Consider the following 21,775-nt stretch of genomic DNA (forward strand, 5'->3'; position numbering starts at 1 on the left):
AGCATCCGTCATCCCCTCATCGTCGACAACGTGCGTTCTCGCCGAGATCGCACGTTCCGCGCGTCGATGGCGTGTCATCTCGGCGAGATCGTGCGATGTCGACGCGCTGGCCGTCAGTCCTTGCGGCCGGCGACGCCCAGGAAGCGGATGAAGACGGCGATCCAGCCGAAGATCAGCGCGAACACGATGATCTCGAACGCGGTCAGGGAGAAGAAGCCGATCGCGGGGATGAAGAGGATCACCGACGCGACCATCGCGGCGAGGAACGCCCAGGACGCGACGAAGTAGGTGCGGGGCATGCCGCGGAAGAACCGCGTGCCGCCGATGAGCAGCACCAGGTACATCACGGCCATGCCCGAGGCTGACAGGTTATGCGCCGGCATGTTCACGTCAACGGGGAAGATGCCGACACACGCGAGCATGATGCCCATGATGACGAAGAGCACCGGGACCGTTCGCACCGCACGAGGGTTCTCGAGGATGCCCGCCTCCGAGAGCGCGCGCATGTCGTTGGCGACGTAGACGGCGAACGTCGTCACGAGGAGGCCGGCGGCGATGAGGGTGCCGTTGAACACCCAGCTCGAGAGGTCGTCCTCGAAGGTGCCGAGGTGGCTGAAGTGGATCGTCCACCACTTCGGGTCGGGCGTGGTCACCATGGCGGTGAGCGTGCCGATGGCGATGAACGCGAGCAGGAGCGACGACATGCGCTGCGTCGTCATCGCCGACACCGAAAGGTAGACGAACCAGGTCGTGAGGCCGAGCGTGACCGACATCAGCACGACGGCCCAGAACGTCACGATCGGCAGTCCGATGAAGCCCATCGCGAGCACGCGGTACAGCGCGTACACCGCGACGAATGCGAGAGCGGTGTGCACGATAACGACCGAGACCGTGTTGACGATGTACTTCCACGACGGCAGCGACCGGCGCCATTCCTGGCCGGGCCGGTCGCGGGAGCGCCAGTACTCGAGGGTCGAGGCGACGGCGGCGACCGCTGCGGCACCGCACGCGGCCCAGACCGAGAACGAGTCGGCGACGCCGGCGAGCTGCAGATCCGGGGCGAAGATGCCCACCAGCAGGCCGTAGATCGCGCCGATGATGCCGGCGGCGAACGCGGCGTAGACCGCCTCGGATTCGGCCTTGCGGCCGGGCGTCGGGGGAGCGGCGTCTGGCCGTGGCGAGGTGTTCACAGTGCTCACGAGGTCAGAGTACGACCGGGTGAGAACCCCGAGGGTGATCGGCGCAAGAAGATTCGGTCACGGAATCGTCAAGCGCCGCGCTGGAGCCAGGGGCGCAGCATCCGTGTCACCCACGGAAGCACCGCGTACGTCATGACGGGCGTGAGGAGCACCGTCGAGAGCAGCACGCGGGCGATCAGCGGCCACTCCGCGAAGCCCGGGACGAAGCCGAGAAGCCACGAGGCGAGGAGGTTCGTGGGGAAGAAGCCGAGCCAGATCGTGACGGCCTGCTTCCAGCGCGGCGGGGCCGCCGGGATGGGCTGCTTGACCGGGCCGGTGACCGGTGCGCTCGCGTGACCCGGATGCCTCGACTCGACGTGAGTGGCGAACGGGGCGTCGAACCATCCCTCGATGCCGGTGCGACGCTCGACCCTGACTTCGCTCGCGAAGGCGCGACCGGAGTCGAGCCACCAAGACCGCTGCGGCGAGTCCTCCCAGGCTTCGAGGGTCGGGATGTCGCGGAAGCGGTAGAGCATGTACCAGAGGTCGCTGCCTTCGCCCGCGCGTACCCAGCCGGAGCCGAGGAACCCCGCGAAGCCCGCGGCGAGATCGGTGCCGGCTTGCATCCAGCTCGTGGCTTCGACGGTGCGAGATGGATCGATGCGCCGTTCGATCGCGACGGTGATGGGGTGGGCCACGGGTTCTGCCATGCCATCCATTCTGCGGATGCCGGGATCGTGGTGCTCACCGGGACGCACGCAGGCGCGGCGGCGTAGGCGAGGGCGCGCGGCAGTGACAGCAGCCAGATGCCCATCGTGACGAACGCGACGAACTCGAAGAGCGCGAGGGTGATCAACCCGGCGGTGAGTATGCCCATGCCCGTGGCGAGCAGGGCGACGCAGAGCATGGTGGTCGTGCGGAATCGACGGCTGCGACCGGGAATTGCAAGTCCCGTCGCGACCGTCGAAAGAAACGACAGACCCAGGGCGGTGGCGATGAGGTCGTGGCCCACCGTGCTCACCGGGATCGGCACGAGTCCGACGCCGGTGAGGAACAGGCCCGCCGAAACGATCGATCCGCGGAACGCACGGGCCGAACGACGACGGATGCCGCTGGGCAGCGCCACCGCGATCAGCACGCCGTACACCGCGAGGAAGAAGCCGGAGAAGATCGTGATGCTGTTGAACGTGCGGCCTGAGAAGTCGGTATGCGTGCCCAGCTGCGAGAAGTGGAGCTGCCACCACGTCGCGTCGCGCGTGGTGAGGATCGCGAGGGCCACGCCGACCGGGAGCGACAGCACGGCCAGCCTGCCGATGCGGTGGGCGATGTAGCCGGGATCGGCCGTGGCGGCCGCAGGCTCGGCCGGAGTCGTCGCGACGGTGGTGGTCGTGACCGGGGTGACGGTGGCGCTGGCGGCGACGGCGGTGGTCGTCGTCGCGGAACGGGGAGCGGCGTCGGCGGATGTGCTCGTCGCAGCGCGCGAGAGCGCCCGGGCGACGGCGAATTCGGGGTCGACGCGGGTGAGCGTCGACGCGCTGACGGCAGCCGTCGCGCGCAACGGCGAGACGGTGACCGGTGGAGCGTCGGAAAGGGTCGTGGGAGGCATTCGACTCACGATCGGTTCTGCACGGCGTGCCCGAAGCCGGACATCCCCCCAAAGAACCCCCGGTCCGGGGCCCGTTGGTCAAGACGGTAGATCCCCAGTTCAGCGGCGAACCGCTTACCGAAACTGTATCCCGTAGAGCCGGGAAAGCGCTGGTCGATGGTATATAGGGTCTCCGTGGCGCACGCACGATGCCCGGTACGCTGGACACGCCGGTTCACGCGCCGCGCCGGGTGGACGGCGTGCGGGTGCCGCTGACCCGCACCTGGAGGAGCCGGATGCCCAAGAACAAGAAGCCCGGCGGAGGCCGCGCGGCGAAGAACTTCGACCCGCGGTACAACCCCAAATACCGTGCGGCGAGCGAGGGTCGCGACGGTCAGGACGGCAAGCGCCGACCCGGCGAGTCGTCGGCGGGGAAGCCCGGGAGCCGCAGTGCCGGGCACCGCGGACACCGCACGGAATCCACGGATGCTGCGGCCCCGAAGCGCCGCTGGACGGAGCAGGAACGCGCGGGCCGCGACGAGGCGCGGGCGATCCGGACGCACACGCGGGACGACCGCGGGCGCCCAGGGCGTGACCGCGACGACCGCCGCGACCCGGGACGCACCGAGACTCCGCGCCGGGATGCGGCCCCCCGCCGGGATGCGGCGAGCCGGGATGCGGCCCCCCGCCGGGATGCGGCGAGCCGGGACGCGGCGCCGCGCCGGGATTCCGGCGCGCGTAGGGATCTTGAGCCGCGTCGCGATGCGGCGCCTCGCCGGGACTCGGGCGTGCGCAGGGATGCTGCGCCCCGGGGAGGATTCGCGCCGCGCCGGGACGCGACGCCGCGCCGGGACGAGTCCGCTCGCCGTGACATCGTGCACGACCGGCTGCAGGCCGACGCGGTCGCACCTGCCGCGGTCGAAGGTGCGACCTTCGCCGATCTCGGCCTCGGACAGAACATCGTCAAGACGATCGCGGAGCTGGGGGCGCAGCATCCGTTCCCCATCCAGGCGGCGACGATCCCCGCGATCCTCGACGGTCGCGACGTGCTCGCGCGCGGGCGCACCGGGTCGGGCAAGACCATCGCGTTCGGAGCGCCGCTCGTGGAGAGCGTGCTGCGGTCGCAAGCGGGGCAGAATCGCGAGTTCGGCCGGCCGCCGCGCGCGCTGATCCTTGCGCCCACGCGCGAGCTGGCGCTGCAGATCGACGCGACGATCCAGCCGATCGCGCGCAGCGTCGGCCTGTTCACCACCCAGATCTACGGCGGTGTGCCCAAGGCGCGGCAGCTCGGCGCGCTGAAGAAGGGCATCGACATCGTCATCGGCACGCCGGGGCGCATCGAAGACCTCGTCGAGTCGCGCGCGCTCGATCTCTCGCAGGTGCGCGTCGCCGTGCTCGACGAGGCCGATCACATGTGCGAGCTCGGCTTCCTCGAGCCGGTGCAGCGCATCATGCGCCGCACGCCCCGCGACGCGCAGCGGCTGCTGTTCTCGGCGACGCTCGACGGGGAGGTGTCGTCGCTGGTCGGCGAGTTCCTCAGCGAGCCGGCGGTGTACGAGGTCGCGGGCGAGACACAGCAGTCCGGGACGATCGATCACCGCGTGCTCGTCGTCGACCACCGCGACAAGCGCGACATCCTGCGCTCGCTCGTCGACCGCCCGGGAAAGACGCTGGTGTTCACCCGCACGCGGGCGTTCGCCGAGATGCTCGCCGAGCAGTTCGACGAGGTCGGCATTCGTGCGCTGGCGCTGCATGGGGACCTCGACCAGGCCCGCCGCACGCGCAACCTCGAGAAGCTCACCTCGGGGCGCATCGACGTGCTGGTGGCGACGGATGTCGCGGCCCGCGGCATCCACGTCGACGACATCGATCTCGTGGTCCAGGCCGACGCGCCCGACGAGTACAAGACGTATCTGCACCGGTCCGGCCGCACCGGCCGCGCCGGGCGCTCGGGAACCGTCGTCACGCTGGTGACGCGCGCGCGGCGCGAGCGCCTCGCCGACCTGCTCGAGCGCGCCGACATCGAGGCGCCGTTCGACGACGTGCGCCCCGGCGATGACCTGCTGGAGGAGCTCGCCGGGCGCTGACGTCACGTCGCTCACCGCCCCGACTGGGCCACGAACCCTTCGAGGAGTTCGGCGGCGCGCGGCGCTCCCCCGAGTGACCTGAGCTCGGCGGCGATGCGGGTCGCAGCATCCGTCATCGTCCGATCTGTCGAGGCGCGCTCGAAACCCGCGGCCACCTGGGCTGGTGTGGGCGTACCGGTGCGGAGGTCGACGCCCGTGCCCGTCCACGCCACGCGCGCCGCGATCTCGGGTTTGTCCAGGTCGCCGCCGGCGATGACGAGGGGGATGCCGTGGCTGAGGGCGGACAGGGTGCCGCCCCAGCCGCCGTTGGTGATGACGACGTGGGTGCGGGGGAGGAGCGCGTCATAAGGGAGGAATCCCGCGACGCGTGCGTTCGCCGGGACGGGGAACGGCAGCTCGTCGCGACCGCGCACGCCCGTCGACACGACGGCGAGCACATCGCGGTCGGCCAGTGCCTCGAGTGCGGGGCGGATGAGGTCGGTGGGGTCGATGTTCTGCGTGCCCTGCGTGACGTGCACCACGGTGCGGCCGTCGAGGTCGCCCCACCAGTCGGGGAGGGGCCCTGGCGCGGAAGGCGGCGCGGCGAGGAGGCCGACGAAGTCGAGGTGCGCGGGACGGTCGGTGCGGGCGAAGTCGAGCGACGGCGATCCGCTGGCGAGGATGCGCTGGGGCGACAGCGCCGTCTGCTCGAACGTCAGCGGGGCGGGCGGCAGGCCGACCGCGACTCGCGCACGCACGATCGGCTTGGTCAGCGGTCGCATCGCGAGCGGCGCGATGCCACGGAGCGCAGCATCCCGTGTCTTCGTGACGGAGTTGCGGCCCGGCGTGAGGCCCATGCCGCTCGGCGGCCCCTGCCGGCTCGTGAGGTGAAGCGGCAGCACGGCGATCGTCGCGCGCGGGCAGCCGGACCTGTCGGCGAAGAGCGCTGCTCCGATGGAGGTGTCGTCGGTGACGAGCGCGTCCCAGGGCTCGCGATCCCACTCGGCCTGCAGATCGGCGACCTGCGCCGGGGCGGTGTTGATCATGACGTCTTCGAGGTTCAGGAAGACCTGCCTGAGGCCCTTGCGGCCCTCGAGTCGAGGGAACGTCGCGCGCAGATCGTTCTCGTCGAAGTCGGGTGCTTCGCGCCACGGCACGAGGACGGCTCCGGATGCCTCGACCCCTTCACGGAACGCACCGCCGGTGTAGAACCGCACGTCGTGGCCGCGTGCGACGAGCTGTTGCGCGACCGCCCGCAACGGCGTGACATGCCCGGTGAAGGGCATCGCCGTCACAAGGAATCGGGTCATTGGGACATCGTGTCGCAACCTGGGGAGGACGCACCAGGGGCCTCGCGTGCAGCAGGGTGCGTCGCCGAGCCAGGGGACTTCGGCCGAGACCGGGGATGTCGCCCTCTGTTTCGGCGGGAATCCCCCGCTTCGGCGGGCCGATGCGGCGCGTGGGCGCCGGGTCAGGCGGCGGGCTGGGCGCTGATCGTGGCGATGACGTCGGGGTCGCCGCCCAGGGAGGTGAGACGCGCGCGGAGCGCGACCTCCGCGCGGCGGTACGGCTCTTCGCTCGTGTGGAGCAGCGAGCGGGTGTTCGCGGCCTCGAGGAACGACACCATCTCGAACGTGAGCTGCCGCGCGTCGTCGAGGAGGGGCAGCTCCCCGGCGGCCATCGCGTACTCGATGCTCACCGTGAGGTAGTCCTCCCACTCGCTCGACGCCGCCACGATCGCGTCGCGGACGACGCCCGGCTTGGCGTCGAATTCCACGGATGCTGCGGCGAAGAAGCATCCGCCACGGAACACGCGATCGCGCGAGTAGCCCAGCCAATCGCAGAGGAGGGTGCACACACGGACGAGGCCGCGGGGGGTTCGCGCGCGGGCTGGTGCGACCACGCGATCGATGAACACCTCACGGGCAGCGGCGACGACGGCGAGCTGCAGCTGCTCCTTCGAGCCGAAGAGGGTCGCGATGCCACTCTTGCTGTGCCCCGAGGCATCCGCCAGCCGCCCGATCGTGAGGCCGTCGAGGCCATCGACCGTCGCGGTGTCGACCGCGTACGAGAGCACGGCGCGCCGCGATTCATCGCCTCGCAGGCGGCGTCGATCGATGGGGGCTTGTGTCACGCCTCGAGATTACCGTACGATCGTTCGTGTTCATAAGTACGATCGTTCGTATTCTCTGATCGGAGCACCATGAATCTCGCACTCGCCGCCGCCGGCACCTCCGTTCGTACCGCGGCCGCCCTCTCGCCGCGGTGGGGAGCCGCCGTGGCCATGCCACTCTTCGGTCACGTCGCGAAGCCGCGTCCCGTGCACGCCGATGACGAGGCCACGATGCTGCGCGCCCGCCTGGGCACGGTGCGCATCCCGGGGATCGCCCGCCGGGGTGTCGACGTCGACACCTACGAGTGGGGCCATGGCCCGCGCACCGTCGTGCTGTCGCACGGCTGGAACGGGCGCGCCAGTCAGTTCTCGTTGCTCGTGCGCGAGCTCGTGGCCGAGGGGTACCGGGTCGTCTCGTTCGACGCGCCTGCCCACGGCGCGTCGGGTGGTCGGCGCACGTATCTCGTCGACTGGCTCGGTGTGTTCGCCGCTCTTCAGGAGCGTCACGGCGCATTCGAGGCGATGATCGGGCACTCGTTCGGGGGGCTCGCAACGCTCGTCGGCGTCGCCGGCGGCGTCGATGCCGCGCGCGTCGCGACCATCGCCGCGCCCGCGGACGCCGACCTGCTGCTGAGCCAGTTCCAGGGCATCCTCGGCTACCCCGACACGGTCGCAGCGAGCATGCGCGAGCTCTTCGCGAGCCGGTACTTCCCCGGAGAGCCCGACCCGTTCGCGTGGCTGTCGACGGTGCGGCGCCCGCTCCCGGCCGGAGTGCCGCTCCTTGCTGTTCACGACCACGGCGATCGCGTCGTGCCGTTCGACGAGGCGGGCCGGATCGTCGCCGCGAATCCGGGGTCGGAGATGCTCGCGACGACGGGCCTCGGGCACAACCGCATCCTCACCGACGACGCGGTGCTCGACGCCGTGCTGGAGCACGTGCGGGCCTCGCGCGCGGTGGCAACGCGCGGTCTCGCGGCCGAGGTCGCGCCGGTCGAGGTCGGGCCGGTCGAGGAGTTCAGCGCCGTCGCGGCGTAACGGCCCGCGAACATCGGCCCTCGAGCGACGACGCCGCCCGCCGGCGGGTGCGACTCAGAAGAGGCGACCGGATGCCTCGGCCCCGGGTGTCGACCGCGACGATGCCGCTCGCAATGACGTGGCGCCGGCGCGTCCCCGCGACGTCACGACGATCGGCGGCGCGCTGCGCGCGTCGGCGCGATCGGCGAGACCCGCCACGGGCGCGCCGCGCGGATTCTCTTCCTCGGCCTGTCCGTCGAGGCCGTGCACGCGCAGGAGCGGACGCACCCGCTTCGCGAGCCAGGAGCGGTAGGCCTTCGGCGCGTACGCCGTCGCGCCCGGATAGAGTCCGCGATACGACGACACGAGTTCGGGGTGCCGCTCGGCGAGCCACTCGAGGAACCACTGCTTGGCCCCGGGCCGCAGGTGCAGCGCGCCGTACACGACCCGCACCGCTCCCGCCGCCTTGATGCGAGCGAGCGCGTGGTCGATCGCAGCGATCGAGTCGGTGAGGTGCGGGATGATCGGCATCAGGAACACCGTGACGCGGAACCCCGCCTCCGTCGCCGCCCGCACCGTCTCGAGGCGCGCGGTCGCATTGGGCGTGCCCGGCTCGATGAGGTGCTGCAGCTCGTCGTCGAACACCGCGATCGACATCGCGAGCGTCACGTGCACCTGGTCGGCAGCATCCTTCAGCAGTGGCAGATCCCGCCGCAGCAGCGTGCCCTTCGTGAGGATCGAGAACGGCGTGCCCGACTCGGTCAGGGCCGACACGATCCCGGGCATCAGCCTGTAACGCCCTTCCGCCCGCTGATACGGATCGGTGTTCGTGCCGAGCATGACCGGCTCATGCTGCCAGCTGCCCCGCCGCAACTCCTTCTCGAGCACCTCGGCGACGTTCACCTTCACCACGACCTGCGTGTCGAAATCCCGCCCCGCATCGAGCTCGAGGTACTCGTGGGTGCCCCGGGCGAAGCAGTAGACGCATGCATGGGAGCACCCGCGATACGGGTTCACGGTCCAGTCGAAGGGCATCGCCGACGCGCTCGGCACGTGGTTGAGGGCGGACTTGCAGAGCACCTCGTGGAATGTGACGCCGGCGAACTCGGGGGTCGTGACCGAGCGCACCAGACCGTTGAGCTGTTCGAGGCCGGGCAGGGCTGCGGCATCCGCCACGCCCAGTTCCTGACCTTGCCACCGCATCCACCTATGAGAACAAAAGTTCGAACTTAAGTCAAGCTTCGCGCTGCGGTGTCTAGAACATCAACGAGACGGATGTCGCTTGCCTGGCCAAAACGGGCCGTCACGGGTCAGAATGGCAGACGTGACGGAGCCTGGCCGGCTCGCTACCCCCCGAGCCGCCCCCGAGACTCGTCGCGCCGCCCGAGCGATGCGCGAGGAGGCTGAGAGGCGTGCCCGCGCGGCGGGGGCCGCCCCGGCCGCCGGTGCTGCCGACGCCGCTCCCGCCGACGACCTCCTGGCGTTCGAGCTGCCCAGCGACGACTTCGTGCCCGGGTCGATCGCAGCGGGCGCGCCGTCGACGCTGCCGCTCGAACTCCGCCCGACGGGCGCCGCTCCCGAGCGCAGCGACTCGACGCCGCACCACGTCCCCGACGCGCGGGTCCGCGGGCGCCGCCGGGCGGTCCGCTCACCCCGGCCCGTCGTCAGCGAGCGCCGGGCGGCGCGCGCCGACGGACTGCTCGACGTCGACCAGGGTGCACAGCCTGTCCGCCACGCGCGACCGCGCCGGCTGACCAAGCGGCTGATCATGGTCGCCGGGCTCGCCACCGGCGCCGCGCTGCTGCTCGGATCCGCGGCGATGACCGCGATGATGCTCCCGTCCGAGCCGCAGGCCGCGGGCACCGATGCCGCGCTGACGATGAAGGCGGAACTGCCCGAGGTCGAGCAGCTCCCCGTCCCCCAGGTCGAGGAATCCCCCCCGGCGGCCGACATCTGCGCCCTCCCCGACGTCGCCGCCGCCGTGCAGCGCGGCGACGACGAAGCCGCGATCGTCGCAGCGGGCGGCGGTGAGGCGTTCCGCGCCGCCGTGGTCGAGGGGCGTGCCCCCTGCGTGGACCTCGGCGACTCGGCGCGCGTCTGGACCGTCATAGACAAGATCCGGCCGGCCAATCCGATCGACTACCGCCCCAGTGCTCTCGTGCTCCCCGACGGGGTGCGCAACATCGAGGGCGGCGCATTGCGCTCGGACGCGGCATCCGCTCTCGCCTCCCTCGTCACCGCGGCCCGCAACGCCGGAGCGGGTGAGATCGCGCTCGAGAGCGGGTTCCGCTCGTACCAGACCCAGCAGCAGACGTATGGGCGCCACTTCGCCGAGAGAGGCGACCGAGCCGACCAGGTCAGCGCGCGACCCGGGTACAGCGAGCACCAGCTCGGCCTCGGTGCCGACATCGTCGCGTGCGCCGGCTCGTGCGGCACGCTCGACCAGCTCGCCGCGACGCCGCAGGGCCGGTTCGTCGCCGAGCACGCGTGGGAGCACGGGTGGATCGTCCGCTACACCGACGGAGCCACGCCCGTGACCGGCTACCTCCCCGAGCCGTGGCATCTCCGCTACATCGGCCCCGAGCTCGCGAAGGCCTATCATGACGGCGGCTGGACCTCCCTCGAGGAGTTCTTCGCCCTCGACCCGGCTCCCGACTATCTCGGCTGACGTCGGGCGTCGGCACTACTCTGGCGGATCACGGATGCCGCGGGGTCGAGGCATCCGTGAAGGCTGAAACTGAGTACCATTGAAGGTGAGATGCAATTCCACCGGGGCCGCATCTCCCCAGACTCGAAGACGAGAGGAAGGCGCATCATGGAGCGCGAGATCTACGACGAGGACCACGAGGCGTTCCGCGACGTCGTCAAGGAGTTCGTCAAGCGCTACGCGTCGGACGAGAAGCGCAAGCAGTGGGACGCCGCCGGCGAGATCGACCGCGCGACCATGCTCGCCGCGGGCGAGGCCGGCATCATCGGCCTGTCGGTGCCCGAGGAGTTCGGCGGCGCCGGCATGCTGCAGGACTATCGCTTCCGCTCGATCGTGCTCGAAGAGACGATCGGCGCCGGCCTCGGCTCGCTCGCCGGTGCCCTGGGCATCCAGGACGACCTGGCCGTGCCGTACATCGTGCACATGGGCACGCAGGAGCAGAAGGAGAAGTGGCTCCCGGGCATGGCGACCGGCGAGATCCTCGGCGCCCTCGCGATGACCGAGCCCGGCGCGGGCAGCGACCTGCGCGGCATCAAGACCACGGCGAAGCGCGTCGAGGGCGGCTACATCGTCAACGGCGCGAAGACGTTCATCTCGTCGGGCAAGACGGCCGACATGGTCGTGACGTTCGTGAAGACCGGCGAGGGCAACCGCCCCGACGCCTTCAGCCTGCTGATCCTCGAGGACGGCATGCAGGGCTTCGACCACGGCAAGAAGCTCGAGAAGATGGGCTTCCACGGCTGGGACACCGCCGAGCTGTCGTTCACCGACGTCTTCGTGCCCGAGGAGAACCTCATCGGTGGCAAGGAGGGCCTCGGCTTCATCCAGCTCATGATGAACCTGCCGCTCGAGCGCCTGTCGATCGGTGTCGCTGCGGCCGCGGCCGGCGAGGCGGCGTTCGCGTGGACCCGCGACTACGTGCTCAGCCGCGAGGCGTTCGGGGAGCGCATCGCCGACTTCCAGAACACCCGCTTCAAGCTCGCCGACATGGCAACGACCGTCGACGTGATGTGGGCGTACGTCGACCGCGCGATGATGCTCTACAAGGACGAGAAGCTCACCGCCGAAGAGGCCGCGAAGGTCAAGTTCTGGACGACCGACCGCGAGGCCGAGCTCCTCGACGTCGGCGTGCAGCTGCACGGCGGCTACGGCTACATCACCGAGTACCCGATCGCCCGCGCCTACCTCGACGCACGCGTGCACCGGATCTACGGCGGCACCAACGAGATCATGCGCGACCTCGTCTCGCGCCAGATCGTGGGCAAGCGCTGACGCTCACTCGATAACTGTGAGACAGCATCCAAGTTGATCCAATGATCCATCGAAGTTGATCCAGCAAATCCAACTTGATCCAAATCACGTAGTTGATCCATGGAAACACTGGGATCGCGGCAGTGATTGTCTGGGAGGGCCCGAGAGATGCCCATGAAGAATCGGCCGACGCCGGCGCAACTCACTGCCTCTTGGCCGGACCAGCCTTCGACAGACAGCGCAGGTGAAGTTGCTCGTCGCTTCGCGCTGAACCTTCGTGTGGCTATCGGCGACCGAAGCATCCGTTCGATTGCCCGAGAGGCCGACGTGGACGAGGGGTCGGTGAGGGCTATTCTCACTGGCTCCTCGTGGCCGGACTTACGGACGACCGCCAGACTTGAAAAGGCACTCGGGCAGGCTCTCTATCCACGTCAGTGAGCAGGAGTGACGGACTTCGCGCAAATCGCGATACCGCTTTCCTGGGGAAGTCAGCGATGAGTTCGAGGGCTGCCGTGGTCAGGAGTCGGGACAGGGCGCCGATGGAGCCTCCAGTCCGTCTCCAGAGGAGTTCCGCGTGCGGCAGGAGCGTCTTCGGAGGGTGCGCGAAGAGGTTGATCTGCTCCTCGAAGGAGCAGATGATCCCTTCCACAGGCTGCGGTCCGCCGCGGTTTCATATCCGAGTCCGCCGAGCTTCACGAGCGTCGACCGCGCAGCGAACTGAAGGCCCAAGTCTCCCTCGGTCACCGAGGTGCGTTCGAGGTTGATTCCCACGTACATGGGGACCGCGTGGACTCCATTCATCAGGTTCTTGATTGCCTGCGCCGACTCGAAGTTGGACCGAGTGACGGCGGCGAGGTTCTGCATCTCGTCGATGACCACGAGGCTTGTTCGTCCTTCGCGCAGGTGGCGCAGTACGAGCTGCGTGCGCTCCTCCAGCGTCATGGTCCTGGTCACCGGATTGCTCGAGTATCCAACGTCAGCTCTCCGTCGCGAAGGTGATGTAGGTCTCACCCTCTGGCGCATGATGAGCACGGGATAGACGTGACGGTTGATTTGAGCACGATCGATGTGCTCTCCTGAAGATGACTTTTGGCCATGGTGTACATATCCTTGGGAGGATGCAGAACTTGTCGGCTGAGTATTCGCCGGCCAGGCCGCTGGCGCCGGAGCAGATCGAGCCGTTGGTGACGCTCATCAATCTCGTGCGGACGGGCGAAGCGACGACGCGACCGACGCTGGGGCAGGTGTCGGCGCTCGGCCGCACGATCGTCACACAGCGAGTCGACCAGGCGATCGAAATGGGGTACCTCGCTGAGGGTGAACTCGGTCGTTCGACGGGTGGCCGACAGCCGAGGCATTTGCGATTCTCCGGCCAATTGGGGCGGTTCGTTGCAATCGAGTTCGGCACGCTCCACGTAGGTGTCGCCATCATGGATCTTGCTCAGAGCGTCGTCCGTGAAGGCCATGCGGAGTGGGACCTCACGCGAGGTCCGGATGAATCTATGGCCTTTGTCAGTGAGTTGCTGGACGGGATGCTTGAGGAGGGCGTCCCGATCTGGGGAATCGCGGTCGGAATTCCGGGGCCCGTCGACTTTGGGTCCGGACGACCGATCGCACCGCCGATCATGCCCGGGTGGCACCTCTTCAACATTCGTGCCTGGATGGAGGACCGCTACGGTGCCCCGGTGTTCGTCGACAACGAGGCGAACCTCAAGGCCTTGGGCGAGCTGTATGCGCTGGGGGCGTGGGACCAGCACAACTTCGCTGAGACGGACAACATCCTCTACGTGAAGGTAGGAACCGGTATCGGGGCCGGTCTGATCTCTGAGGGCCACGTGCACCGCGGTGCTAACGGTGCGGCCGGTGATGTGGGTCATATCGCGGTCGCTGATCGAAACGAGGTGGTATGTCGTTGCGGTCAGCGGGGGTGCCTGGAAGCGATAGCGGGCGGATGGGCGCTCGCCCGCGATGGCGAAGTCGCCGCATCCAGTGGTGAGAGCCAGTTTCTCGCGCGGATCGTCGAGCGTCGGGGCTATGTCCAGCCTGCGGATATCGCGGAGGGGGCACTGAATGGGGATCCGACGTGCATCGATCTTGTAAGTCGGTCGGGCCGCGTCGTGGGCGAGATGCTCGCTTCGCTAGTCAACTTCTTCAATCCGTCTGCCGTTGCGATCGGCGGGTCCATCGCCAGCACAGGGGACCTTTTCTTGGCGGCCGTGCGACGGGTTGTGTATCGGCGGAGCCTTCCCTTGGCGTTGCGCGACCTTCGAATCATTCCGGCTGTCGCCGAGCATGAGATCGGACGGATTGGCGCCGGCCGGCTCGTCGCGGAACGCATCTTCCAGCACGAGGCGATGGTGACTTGGCTGCCTCAGGGGTCTCCGCGCGCGAACCTCGAAGCTGTCTATAGCGCTCGCCTTCGCAGAAACCCGGCATAGGGAGGTCGAGAGCGCGTTGATCGGAGGCGCTCCGGACCCGGCGCGATGGAACCGCGGTCAACCTGCCAGGCTCTCTAGACTCCCAGGGCGGAGAAGTTGCTCGCGAAACCAGTCTGCAACCACTTCATTTCGCTCCACGCTGTGGTTGTAGAGGGTGTGTTCGCCGTCTGGCCAGTGCACCAGCTCAGCTGCGTCGATGTCGCGGACTGCCTCGAGGTATGCCGCCGCGTCTTGCTGCGTGACCAACTGGTCAGCGCCGCCGTGCAGCACCAGAAGGGGCGAGCGCAGTCGGTGTCGCTTAGGCAGAAAGTGGAGACCTCGAATGAGGTCGCTGGAGTGGTCTCCGCCGTCCGCCAGGCCGAGGAACGCCAGGAACTGTTCGCGGGGTCCGACGGCGTCGGGCAGGTCAGCGGCCACAGGTGAGCAGTTCACTGCGCAGGCCCGCACGCGGGTGTCGGCCGCGCAGACACGTGCCGCGAGCATCCCACCGATGCTGTTGCCGTAGATTCCGACGGGCAGTCCCGACGTCCGTGAATCGGTCTCGAGAAAGTCCACGAATCGGCGGTAACCCGCCAGCGTGTTCTCTGAGGCATAAATGTGGGACTCGAGGCGCGTGGATCCTTGCCCAGGGCCTTCTGCCAGGAGGCAAGCAAGTCCGCGTGCAGCCAGCGCCTCGCCGACTGCGAGGTACGCGGCTCCCCATCCGCTCAGCCCACCCCATACCGCTACCGCTCCGGAGGGAGCGCTGGGGGGAAGTATGAGCCAGCCCTCGACGACTCCGTCGCCGTAAGGTAGCGAGACTCTTTCGATGCCGCCCTTCAGCTGGGCGTAACGCCCCACTGCGTCCTGAAATTCGCGGTAGAGCGCGCGTTTACGGGCAGTGTCCTGGTTGATGACAATCTGAGCAACGTTGATCGCCGCGGCGCCAGCTCGAATTGCAGCCAGTTGTGTCGCCGCCGTCCCGCTTGCGCCTGCTTCGTTGGCGCGCACCAATTGGCGGTGTCCGATCTCGGCTGCGACCGAGACCCATTCCTCGTCGCGCGCGGTTCGCCAGAGAAGCTCTCGCGCATCCGCGGCATCCATTCCGTAGTCGGTCAGGCGCGTGTAGGGAAGTGATGCATGCCACTCACGGGGTTCGCCACTCAAGCTTTCGAGTGAGGGGAGCGCTCCCCCCCGTCCGACGACACCGCGCCGAGGCATCGGCTTGTCGATCATGCGACCGCGGTCTCCCGCAACTGGAAGGCCTCGTGCACGCTCGCGATAAGGGGACCGACTTCGGTCGCGTCCCCAGCGCCGTAGACAATGTGATCCGGGCGAACCAGAGCGGCGACCGCACCGATTGACTTCAACCATCCGGTGTATCGGTTGCTCACGTCTTCCACTTGGTCAAGATCGACGATCTGAGCGCCTATTGCTTTCAGGGTCGCGAGCTCGCCGTCATCGAGGGCGTCGATCACGGAGCGGAAAGTGATCAGTCGAAACCCGGTGCCGAGAAGATCGTCGCCGCGCCCGCGACGTCCGCCCACGACGACGTCGCCCTGCGGAGCCATCACGCCCGACGCGGAGTCACCATGCAACGCAGGCCCAACGAGCCTGGGGAAGGGTGCCGGTCCTTCCGCGGTTCCGTCGAAGAAGGATCGGTCTCGCGCGGCTGCCGCGACCGGGTCGGTTGTGTTCGCAACCCGACCGAGCGCGATCGCTGATTGCACTACGAAGTCGGCATGCGGTCGCCGTTCAGACTCGTACGTGTCCAACAGGGTTTCATCGGCCCTCCCTTTCAGGACGAGATCGAGCTTCCACGCGAGGTTGGCCGAGTCGCGAATCCCCGAGCAAGCGCCCTGGCCGAGATACGGGGGCATTGTGTGTGCGGCGTCCCCGGCGATGAAGACTCGCCCCTTGCGCCACTTGTCTGCGACACGGCCGGTAAAGCTGTAGCGCAGGTAGCGCAGCGGCCGCAGGTCCGCCTGGGTGAGACCGTGAGTTTTCTCAAGCCACGCCCAGCCTGCAGAGATGTCGGCGTACTGTTCGGGATCCTCGCTAGGCAGGATCGCGAATTCGAATCGCTGACGGTTGTGTCCGATGCCCATGAACATGTGCCCGCGGCGAGGGTCACAGTACTGCTTCGCGATTGAGAACTTCTCGGGCATTGGCCGCAACCACTCGGCGTCGAAGGTCACCCATGTCTCGTTGAAGTCGTAGACGGTCATGCTGGTTTCCATTGCTTCGCGCACCATGCTCCGGTTCCCGTCCGCGCCGATCGCGTATCGCGCGTGGACCGTCTGGGCCTGAGAAAGGTCGGGCTGTCGATCCACAAACGGAGCGATTGTGATCTCGACGTCGGTGTCCGACTGCGCAATGTGCGTGACGACCCAGCCCTGACGGATGTCAACGTTCGAGAGCGTACGAAGTCTCCGGTCGAGTGCGTCCTCGATGTCGGGCTGGTAGATGGAGTTGTGCTCGGGATACCCCTGATCGCCCTCGTGAGTTGGGATGAAGAGAAGCGGTTGGTCCTGACCGTTCACCCACTCGTACACAGTGGGCGACGAGTCCGCCATCGCGGCATCGATGTCGCATATCTCCTGGAGGGTTCTCGCGGTCTGGTCATCGATATGCGTCAGTCGGGGAAGCCCGTAGAGCGTAGGCCACCGTTCGATGACGATTACTCGATGCCCTGCCTTGCCGAGGAGGCCGGCGGCCGAGATGCCCGTGGGCCCATAGCCAATGACTGCGACATCGTAGGTGGCAACATCCATGTTGGACTCCTTGTCGGGTAGAGCGACCCGGATCCGCTTGCATCACTGCGAGAGGGGGCAAAGTCTTTTGTCTCACAGAATCACAAGTGCCGCAACCATGCGGCACGGGTGAGCCCTGTTGGTTCGTTTTCTGCGCCTAACGTCGGAGTCAACGTTTGTCGATGAGCATCTTCTGTTGCGCAGAAGCACAAGTATGCGCAATGATATACGACTGCGGGCCCGCATCCGACGGCCCCCGGCTCGGCCCCGAGCCAGACAACGAAGTCAGAAAGGCATCACAGCATGAGGCAGAAGAACCGGCGGCCGCTGTTGGTCGCTACCCTCGCCATTCCCTCCGTTGCCGCAGCGACAGTGCTCGCCGGCTGCGCACCCGGAGGAACCGACGATAACGGCGGAGAGGGTGAACCCGTCACCATCACGCTGGCAACCGAGACTCGCTTTGGCGAAGACAGCGCCTACGAAGACGTCATCACCGCATTCAACGAGTCCAACGACCAGAACATCACGGTGGAACTCCAGGAGATTCCGACCGAGGACTACTACAAGACGATTCGCACTCAGTTCCAGGCAGGCAACGCACCCGATGTCGTTTGGGGCTCGCCGGGCAACGGGTCCTTCAACGCGTTGGGTCCGTTCGCCGAAGCCGGTCAGCTCGTGGATCTGTCCGGCGAAGACTGGGCGACCTCATCGATTCCGGAGAGCTCCCACGAGCTCTACTACTCCGACAATGTGCTGACCGCCGTACCGGTCGACGTTGCACCGATCTCGCAGGTCATCAACGTCACCGCCTACGAGTCGGCGGGTCTGGAGTACGCGACAACGTTCGATGAGGTGCTCGACCAGTGCGCTGCGGTTCGCGATGCGGGACTGACCTCCCTCCTGGGTGTCGCAGGCGCCCAGACCAGCAACACCGGTCTTGTGGCGATGGAACTCGCAGCCTCCACGGTGTACGCGGAGGACCCCGATTGGAACGAGCAGCGTGCCGCCGGCGATGTGAGCTTCGCGGACTCGGACGGGTGGAAGCAGGCCCTCGAGGACTTCCTCACACTCAACGAACAGGGCTGCTTCCAGCCGGGAGCGGAGGGCGGTTCGCCCGAGACGGTCACACCCGAGTTCGCCGGAGGCAAGATCCTTGGGATCTTCGCGCCTGCCGGTATCGCCGTGAACCTCGCCACCGTCGCCCCCGATTCGGAGATCTCGGTCGGAGCATTCCCGGGCGAGACTGCGGAGGACACCTTCCTCTTCGCGTCGCCTTCGAACGCGCTGGCGATCAACGCAGCAAGCCCTCACGTCGATGCCGCTAAGGCGCTGCTGGAGTTCTGGATGCAGCCCGAGCAGCTCGACTCGTTCGCCGAGGTCAGCGGAAATGTCTCGCTCACCAGCATCCTCGAGGGAACTCCCGTGGCCGATCGATTTGCGAGCCTTGAGACGTACCTGACAGACCCCGAGCGAAACGCACCACTGCCGAACCTGGTGTGGCCCAACACGGAGGTGTATGACGCTCTGGGGACCGGCGTGCAGGGGCTCATCACGGGGCAGACCACTGTCGACGATGTTCTGCAGGCGATGGACGCGGCCTGGCAGGGCTGACGAGCACACCTGGAATCGAAAGGGGAACCGCATGAGCTCCATGGCTACGAGGCCTGACGGAGCCGAAGCGGCGCGCTCGGTCGGGTCGGGCAACCGGCCCGACCGAGCGGGGCTCCCGCGTCGGAAGCGCCCGGGCCGCGAGAGGGTCGGCCGAAGGGTGGCAGTCTGGTGGTGGGCGGTGCCCGCCGTCGTTCTCACCATCGGAATCCAGTACTTCGGGGTTGTCGCGGGGTCAGTGTTCGCATTCACTGACTGGCGGGGAATTGGCCCGTTCAACTTCGTCGGGATCGATAACTTCGTCACGGCTTTCCAGTCACCCGAGACGCTGCAGGCCCTTTGGAACACGCTCTTCCTCGCGGTGCTGTTCGTGCTTCTCACCAACGCGATCGGCCTCGGGCTTGCAGTCGCGCTCAACAGACAGCTAAGGCTTAGACACCTTCTGCGCGTCCTGATCTTTCTCCCCGTTGTGCTTAGTCCGCTTGCCGTTGCCTTCGTATGGAAGTTCATCTTTCAGCCGAACGGCCCACTGAACGGGTTCCTGCGATGGGCCGGCTTGGAGGGCACAACAGCCTGGCTAGGGGATCCCGACACGGCGATCTGGACCATCGTGATCGTGGTCGTCTGGCAGAACATCGGGTTCACGATGGTCATCTATCTCGCAGGTCTGGCAAACATACCGCCGGAGCTGGAGGAGGCGTCCGCCGTCGATGGCGCTGGAGGGTTCACACGGTTCTGGCGAATCGTTTTCCCGCTGCTGCGTCCGACGGTCGTCATCGCTTCCGCGCTGACACTCATCCAAGGCCTGCGGATCTTCGATCAGGTGCTTGCGCTCACAGGCGGTGGACCCTTCAACGCGACTCAGACGCTGGCGACGCTGGTCTACAAGGAGACTTTCGTGAACGGAAAGTTCGGCTACGGGTCTGCGCTTTCGCTCGTCCTCACCATTCTCATCACGATCGCGGCGGTCCTCCAGGTCCTAGTGCTGCGACAGAAGGAGGACTGACATGCACCGGTACTCCGGACGCACGTTCGCACTCGAGATCGCGGTGCTTCTATTCGCAATCGTGCTGATGATCCCGTTCTTCTTCCTTGTGAATGTCGCACTCAAGGGTGATAGCGACGCATTCTTGTCGCCAGCGATCGCGCCACCCAACCCGCCAACGGTCGCGTCGTTCGTCGACGCCTGGGCTGGGTCACCCACCGGCAACATCCCCTTGGGATTGCTGAACAGCGTGATCGTGACCGCCGGGAGCCTTGTGGTTCTGATCGCATTCGGATCGATCGCCGCCTACACCATCACTCGGATTCCGGGACGGTTGAGCACTGGGCTGTACATCCTCTTCCTGATCGGCATCATCTTGCCGTTCCAACTCGGCATGGTCCCGATCTACGTCGTGCTGAGATCCGTTGGGCTCGTGGGGACGCAACTCGGAATGATCGTCCTCTATAGCGGGCTTCTCATGCCGCTTGCCGTATTCCTGTATTCCGGGTTCACTCGATCCCTGCCTCGTGAGTACGAGGAAGCGGCGCAAATGGACGGATCGTCGCGGCTGCAGACGTTCATTCGGATCATCTTCCCGCTACTCGGACCCGCAACAGGGACGGTCGCCATTCTCGCCGGCCTGATCATCTGGAACGACTTCTTCACGGCTCTCATATTCCTTGCGGGCTCGAAGAACGCGACTCTCCCAGTCGTCATCTACGGGTTCGTGGGAGCCAACGTTTCCACTTGGAACGTCATCTTTGCCGGGATCATCATCTCGATGATTCCCATCCTTCTCTTCTACGTCTTCGCACAACGGAAGTTCATACAAGGGTTCGCCGGCGGCATCAAGAGCTGACGACCGACCGATCCGATAAGGGCCGACGTCGCGTCCGACGGAGAGCCCACTCGCACACCGCGCCAGCGCACCGGACTGACGCGCCGCCAGGCGTATCCACGAAAGGAGAAGACCGTGTCAGAGGCTCTTCGAGCTGCCATCATCGGAACGGGCTTCATGGGTACTGTCCATGCACAAGCAGTCCGTGCGACCGGGAATGAGGTCGTAGGTTTCGTTGGCACGTCCGCTGAATCCGCCCAAGCGGTGGCCGATCGATTCCCCGGAGCGGCGGCGGCGACGTCACTGGCCCAGATGCTCCGCCACGGCGTTGACGTAGTCCACATCTGCGCACCAAACGATGTTCACGCCATCTACGCCGAGGAGGCGATCAACGCCGGACTTCACGTCATCTGTGAGAAGCCGCTGGCAACCTCGGTCGACGACGCGACCCGGTTGACCCGGGACGCGCGTGCGCGCGATCTCGTGACAGGAGTGCCTTTCGTTTACTGGTTCTACCCGATGGTCCGCGAGATCAGGAGTCGCGTCGAGGCGAACGCTGACGACCGGCTCTGGCTCCTGCACGGCAGCTACCTACAGGACTGGTTGGCTGACCCTGCGGCGAGCAACTGGCGGGTAGACCCGAAGCGGGGCGGCGCATCCCGGACCTTCGGTGATATCGGGGTGCACTGGTGTGACCTGATGGAGTTCGTCACCGGCCAGCGCATCACGCGACTGACCGCAAGAACGGCCAACGCGTTCCAGCGCCACGGAGGGGAGACGGCGAACCTCACTGAGGATGGCGCCGTGGTGCTCTTCGAAACGGATCAGGGCGCCCTGGGCTCGTTGGTCGTCAGCCAGGCCAGCGCGGGACGACGCAATCGGCTCTGGTTCTCTTTCGACGGCCCAGGGTCCGCTTACTCATTCGACCAGGAGCATCCCGAGCAGGCGTGGATAGGAGGGCCGGCGCAATCCACCGTCGTCGACCGCGCACCAGTTCCGGGAAGCTCTACGACCCGCCCATTCGCCTTGCCCGCGGGGCACCCGCAGGGATATCAGCACTGCTTCAACGACTTTGTCGCAGACACCTACTCGGCGATACGGGGGGCTGCGCGCGCAGGGCGGCCTGAATTTGTGGACGGTCTCCGAGCCGCCATCATCACGTCCGCAGTCATGGAATCCGTAGAGACGCAATCTTGGGTGGACGTGCCCACGCTCGACGACACGTTGTCCCACACACGCTCGCTCGCAGCCCAGCGATAG

General features: G+C 67.1%; 18 protein-coding genes. 10 read left to right on the forward strand and 8 right to left on the reverse strand.

Translation table 11 applies throughout. The features are described 5' to 3' along the window. Window positions 1-113 precede the first annotated feature (113 nt). Window positions 114-1,199 carry a DUF998 domain-containing protein gene (locus tag ACEYYH_RS01355; protein WP_374976510.1) on the reverse strand — a complete coding sequence of 362 codons (1,086 nt, stop codon included), beginning with the start codon at window positions 1,197-1,199 and terminating at the stop codon, window positions 114-116. Between the two features lie 68 nt (window positions 1,200-1,267). Further along, window positions 1,268-1,897: an antibiotic biosynthesis monooxygenase gene (locus tag ACEYYH_RS01360; RefSeq protein ID WP_374976511.1), complete on the reverse strand. Its 630-nt coding sequence runs from the start codon at window positions 1,895-1,897 to the stop codon at window positions 1,268-1,270. A gap of 87 nt (window positions 1,898-1,984) precedes the next feature. On the opposite strand from ACEYYH_RS01360, the gene ACEYYH_RS01365 reads away from it, so the two are divergent. Together ACEYYH_RS01365 and ACEYYH_RS01370 are read left to right on the forward strand one after the other, a co-directional pair. Then, entirely contained in the window at window positions 1,985-2,509 is a 525-nt protein-coding gene (locus tag ACEYYH_RS01365) for a hypothetical protein (protein ID WP_374976512.1), read from the forward strand. 550 nt (window positions 2,510-3,059) lie between these two features. Next, window positions 3,060-4,850, forward strand: coding sequence for a DEAD/DEAH box helicase (locus ACEYYH_RS01370; RefSeq protein ID WP_374976513.1), 1,791 nt, complete (start codon window positions 3,060-3,062; stop codon window positions 4,848-4,850). A gap of 11 nt (window positions 4,851-4,861) precedes the next feature. On the opposite strand, the gene ACEYYH_RS01375 is transcribed toward ACEYYH_RS01370, so the two are convergent. Both ACEYYH_RS01375 and ACEYYH_RS01380 read right to left on the reverse strand, forming a co-directional pair. Then, window positions 4,862-6,139 carry a glycosyltransferase gene (locus ACEYYH_RS01375; RefSeq protein ID WP_374976514.1) on the reverse strand — a complete coding sequence of 426 codons (1,278 nt, stop codon included), beginning with the start codon at window positions 6,137-6,139 and terminating at the stop codon, window positions 4,862-4,864. Between the two features lie 161 nt (window positions 6,140-6,300). Continuing rightward, the gene (locus ACEYYH_RS01380; RefSeq protein WP_374976515.1) at window positions 6,301-6,963 is read right to left on the reverse strand and encodes a TetR/AcrR family transcriptional regulator; all 663 of its coding nucleotides are present in this window, start codon (window positions 6,961-6,963) and stop codon (window positions 6,301-6,303) included. A 69-nt stretch (window positions 6,964-7,032) separates the two neighbouring features. Here ACEYYH_RS01380 and ACEYYH_RS01385 point away from each other — a divergent pair, with 69 nt between their 5' ends. Continuing rightward, entirely contained in the window at window positions 7,033-7,977 is a 945-nt protein-coding gene (locus ACEYYH_RS01385) for an alpha/beta fold hydrolase (RefSeq protein ID WP_374976516.1), read from the forward strand. 54 nt (window positions 7,978-8,031) lie between these two features. On the opposite strand, the gene ACEYYH_RS01390 is transcribed toward ACEYYH_RS01385, so the two are convergent. After that, a complete protein-coding gene (locus ACEYYH_RS01390; RefSeq protein ID WP_374976517.1) occupies window positions 8,032-9,159 on the reverse strand; it encodes an Rv2578c family radical SAM protein in 1,128 nt (375 codons plus the stop codon). Window positions 9,160-9,280: 121 nt separating this feature from the next. On the opposite strand from ACEYYH_RS01390, the gene ACEYYH_RS01395 reads away from it, so the two are divergent. Then, window positions 9,281-10,624 carry a M15 family metallopeptidase gene (locus ACEYYH_RS01395; RefSeq protein WP_374976518.1) on the forward strand — a complete coding sequence of 448 codons (1,344 nt, stop codon included), beginning with the start codon at window positions 9,281-9,283 and terminating at the stop codon, window positions 10,622-10,624. 147 nt (window positions 10,625-10,771) lie between these two features. Further along, complete coding sequence (locus ACEYYH_RS01400; protein ID WP_116194869.1) at window positions 10,772-11,935, forward strand: acyl-CoA dehydrogenase family protein; 1,164 nt, start codon at window positions 10,772-10,774, stop codon at window positions 11,933-11,935. 495 nt (window positions 11,936-12,430) lie between these two features. Here the strand turns inward: ACEYYH_RS01400 and ACEYYH_RS01405 are convergent, their stop codons facing one another. Continuing rightward, on the reverse strand, window positions 12,431-12,982 hold the full coding sequence (locus tag ACEYYH_RS01405; RefSeq protein WP_374978287.1) for a TniB family NTP-binding protein: 552 nt from the start codon (window positions 12,980-12,982) through the stop codon (window positions 12,431-12,433). 50 nt (window positions 12,983-13,032) lie between these two features. Here ACEYYH_RS01405 and ACEYYH_RS01410 point away from each other — a divergent pair, with 50 nt between their 5' ends. Next, window positions 13,033-14,352: an ROK family protein gene (locus ACEYYH_RS01410; RefSeq protein WP_374976519.1), complete on the forward strand. Its 1,320-nt coding sequence runs from the start codon at window positions 13,033-13,035 to the stop codon at window positions 14,350-14,352. A 57-nt stretch (window positions 14,353-14,409) separates the two neighbouring features. Here the strand turns inward: ACEYYH_RS01410 and ACEYYH_RS01415 are convergent, their stop codons facing one another. Both ACEYYH_RS01415 and ACEYYH_RS01420 read right to left on the reverse strand, forming a co-directional pair. Next, window positions 14,410-15,567 (reverse strand): alpha/beta hydrolase family protein, encoded by a 1,158-nt coding sequence (locus ACEYYH_RS01415; protein WP_374976520.1) that lies wholly within the window; start codon window positions 15,565-15,567, stop codon window positions 14,410-14,412. After that, window positions 15,564-17,105 carry a bifunctional 3-(3-hydroxy-phenyl)propionate/3-hydroxycinnamic acid hydroxylase gene (locus tag ACEYYH_RS01420; RefSeq protein WP_374976521.1) on the reverse strand — a complete coding sequence of 514 codons (1,542 nt, stop codon included), beginning with the start codon at window positions 17,103-17,105 and terminating at the stop codon, window positions 15,564-15,566. Before ACEYYH_RS01420 ends, ACEYYH_RS01415 begins: the two co-directional genes overlap by 4 nt. 282 nt (window positions 17,106-17,387) lie before the next feature. Here ACEYYH_RS01420 and ACEYYH_RS01425 point away from each other — a divergent pair, with 282 nt between their 5' ends. The 4 genes from ACEYYH_RS01425 to ACEYYH_RS01440 all read left to right on the forward strand — a co-directional run bounded on the left by ACEYYH_RS01425 (window position 17,388) and on the right by ACEYYH_RS01440 (window position 21,775). After that, window positions 17,388-18,695, forward strand: coding sequence for an ABC transporter substrate-binding protein (locus ACEYYH_RS01425; RefSeq protein WP_374976522.1), 1,308 nt, complete (start codon window positions 17,388-17,390; stop codon window positions 18,693-18,695). A gap of 31 nt (window positions 18,696-18,726) precedes the next feature. Next, complete coding sequence (locus tag ACEYYH_RS01430) at window positions 18,727-19,698, forward strand: carbohydrate ABC transporter permease (RefSeq protein ID WP_374976523.1); 972 nt, start codon at window positions 18,727-18,729, stop codon at window positions 19,696-19,698. Window position 19,699: 1 nt separating this feature from the next. Next, complete coding sequence (locus tag ACEYYH_RS01435; protein WP_374976524.1) at window positions 19,700-20,536, forward strand: carbohydrate ABC transporter permease; 837 nt, start codon at window positions 19,700-19,702, stop codon at window positions 20,534-20,536. Window positions 20,537-20,650: 114 nt separating this feature from the next. Next, a complete protein-coding gene (locus ACEYYH_RS01440; protein ID WP_374976525.1) occupies window positions 20,651-21,775 on the forward strand; it encodes a Gfo/Idh/MocA family oxidoreductase in 1,125 nt (374 codons plus the stop codon).

The organism is Microbacterium trichothecenolyticum, assembly GCF_041938625.1.
GTDB classification, from domain to species: domain Bacteria; phylum Actinomycetota; class Actinomycetes; order Actinomycetales; family Microbacteriaceae; genus Microbacterium; species Microbacterium trichothecenolyticum_D.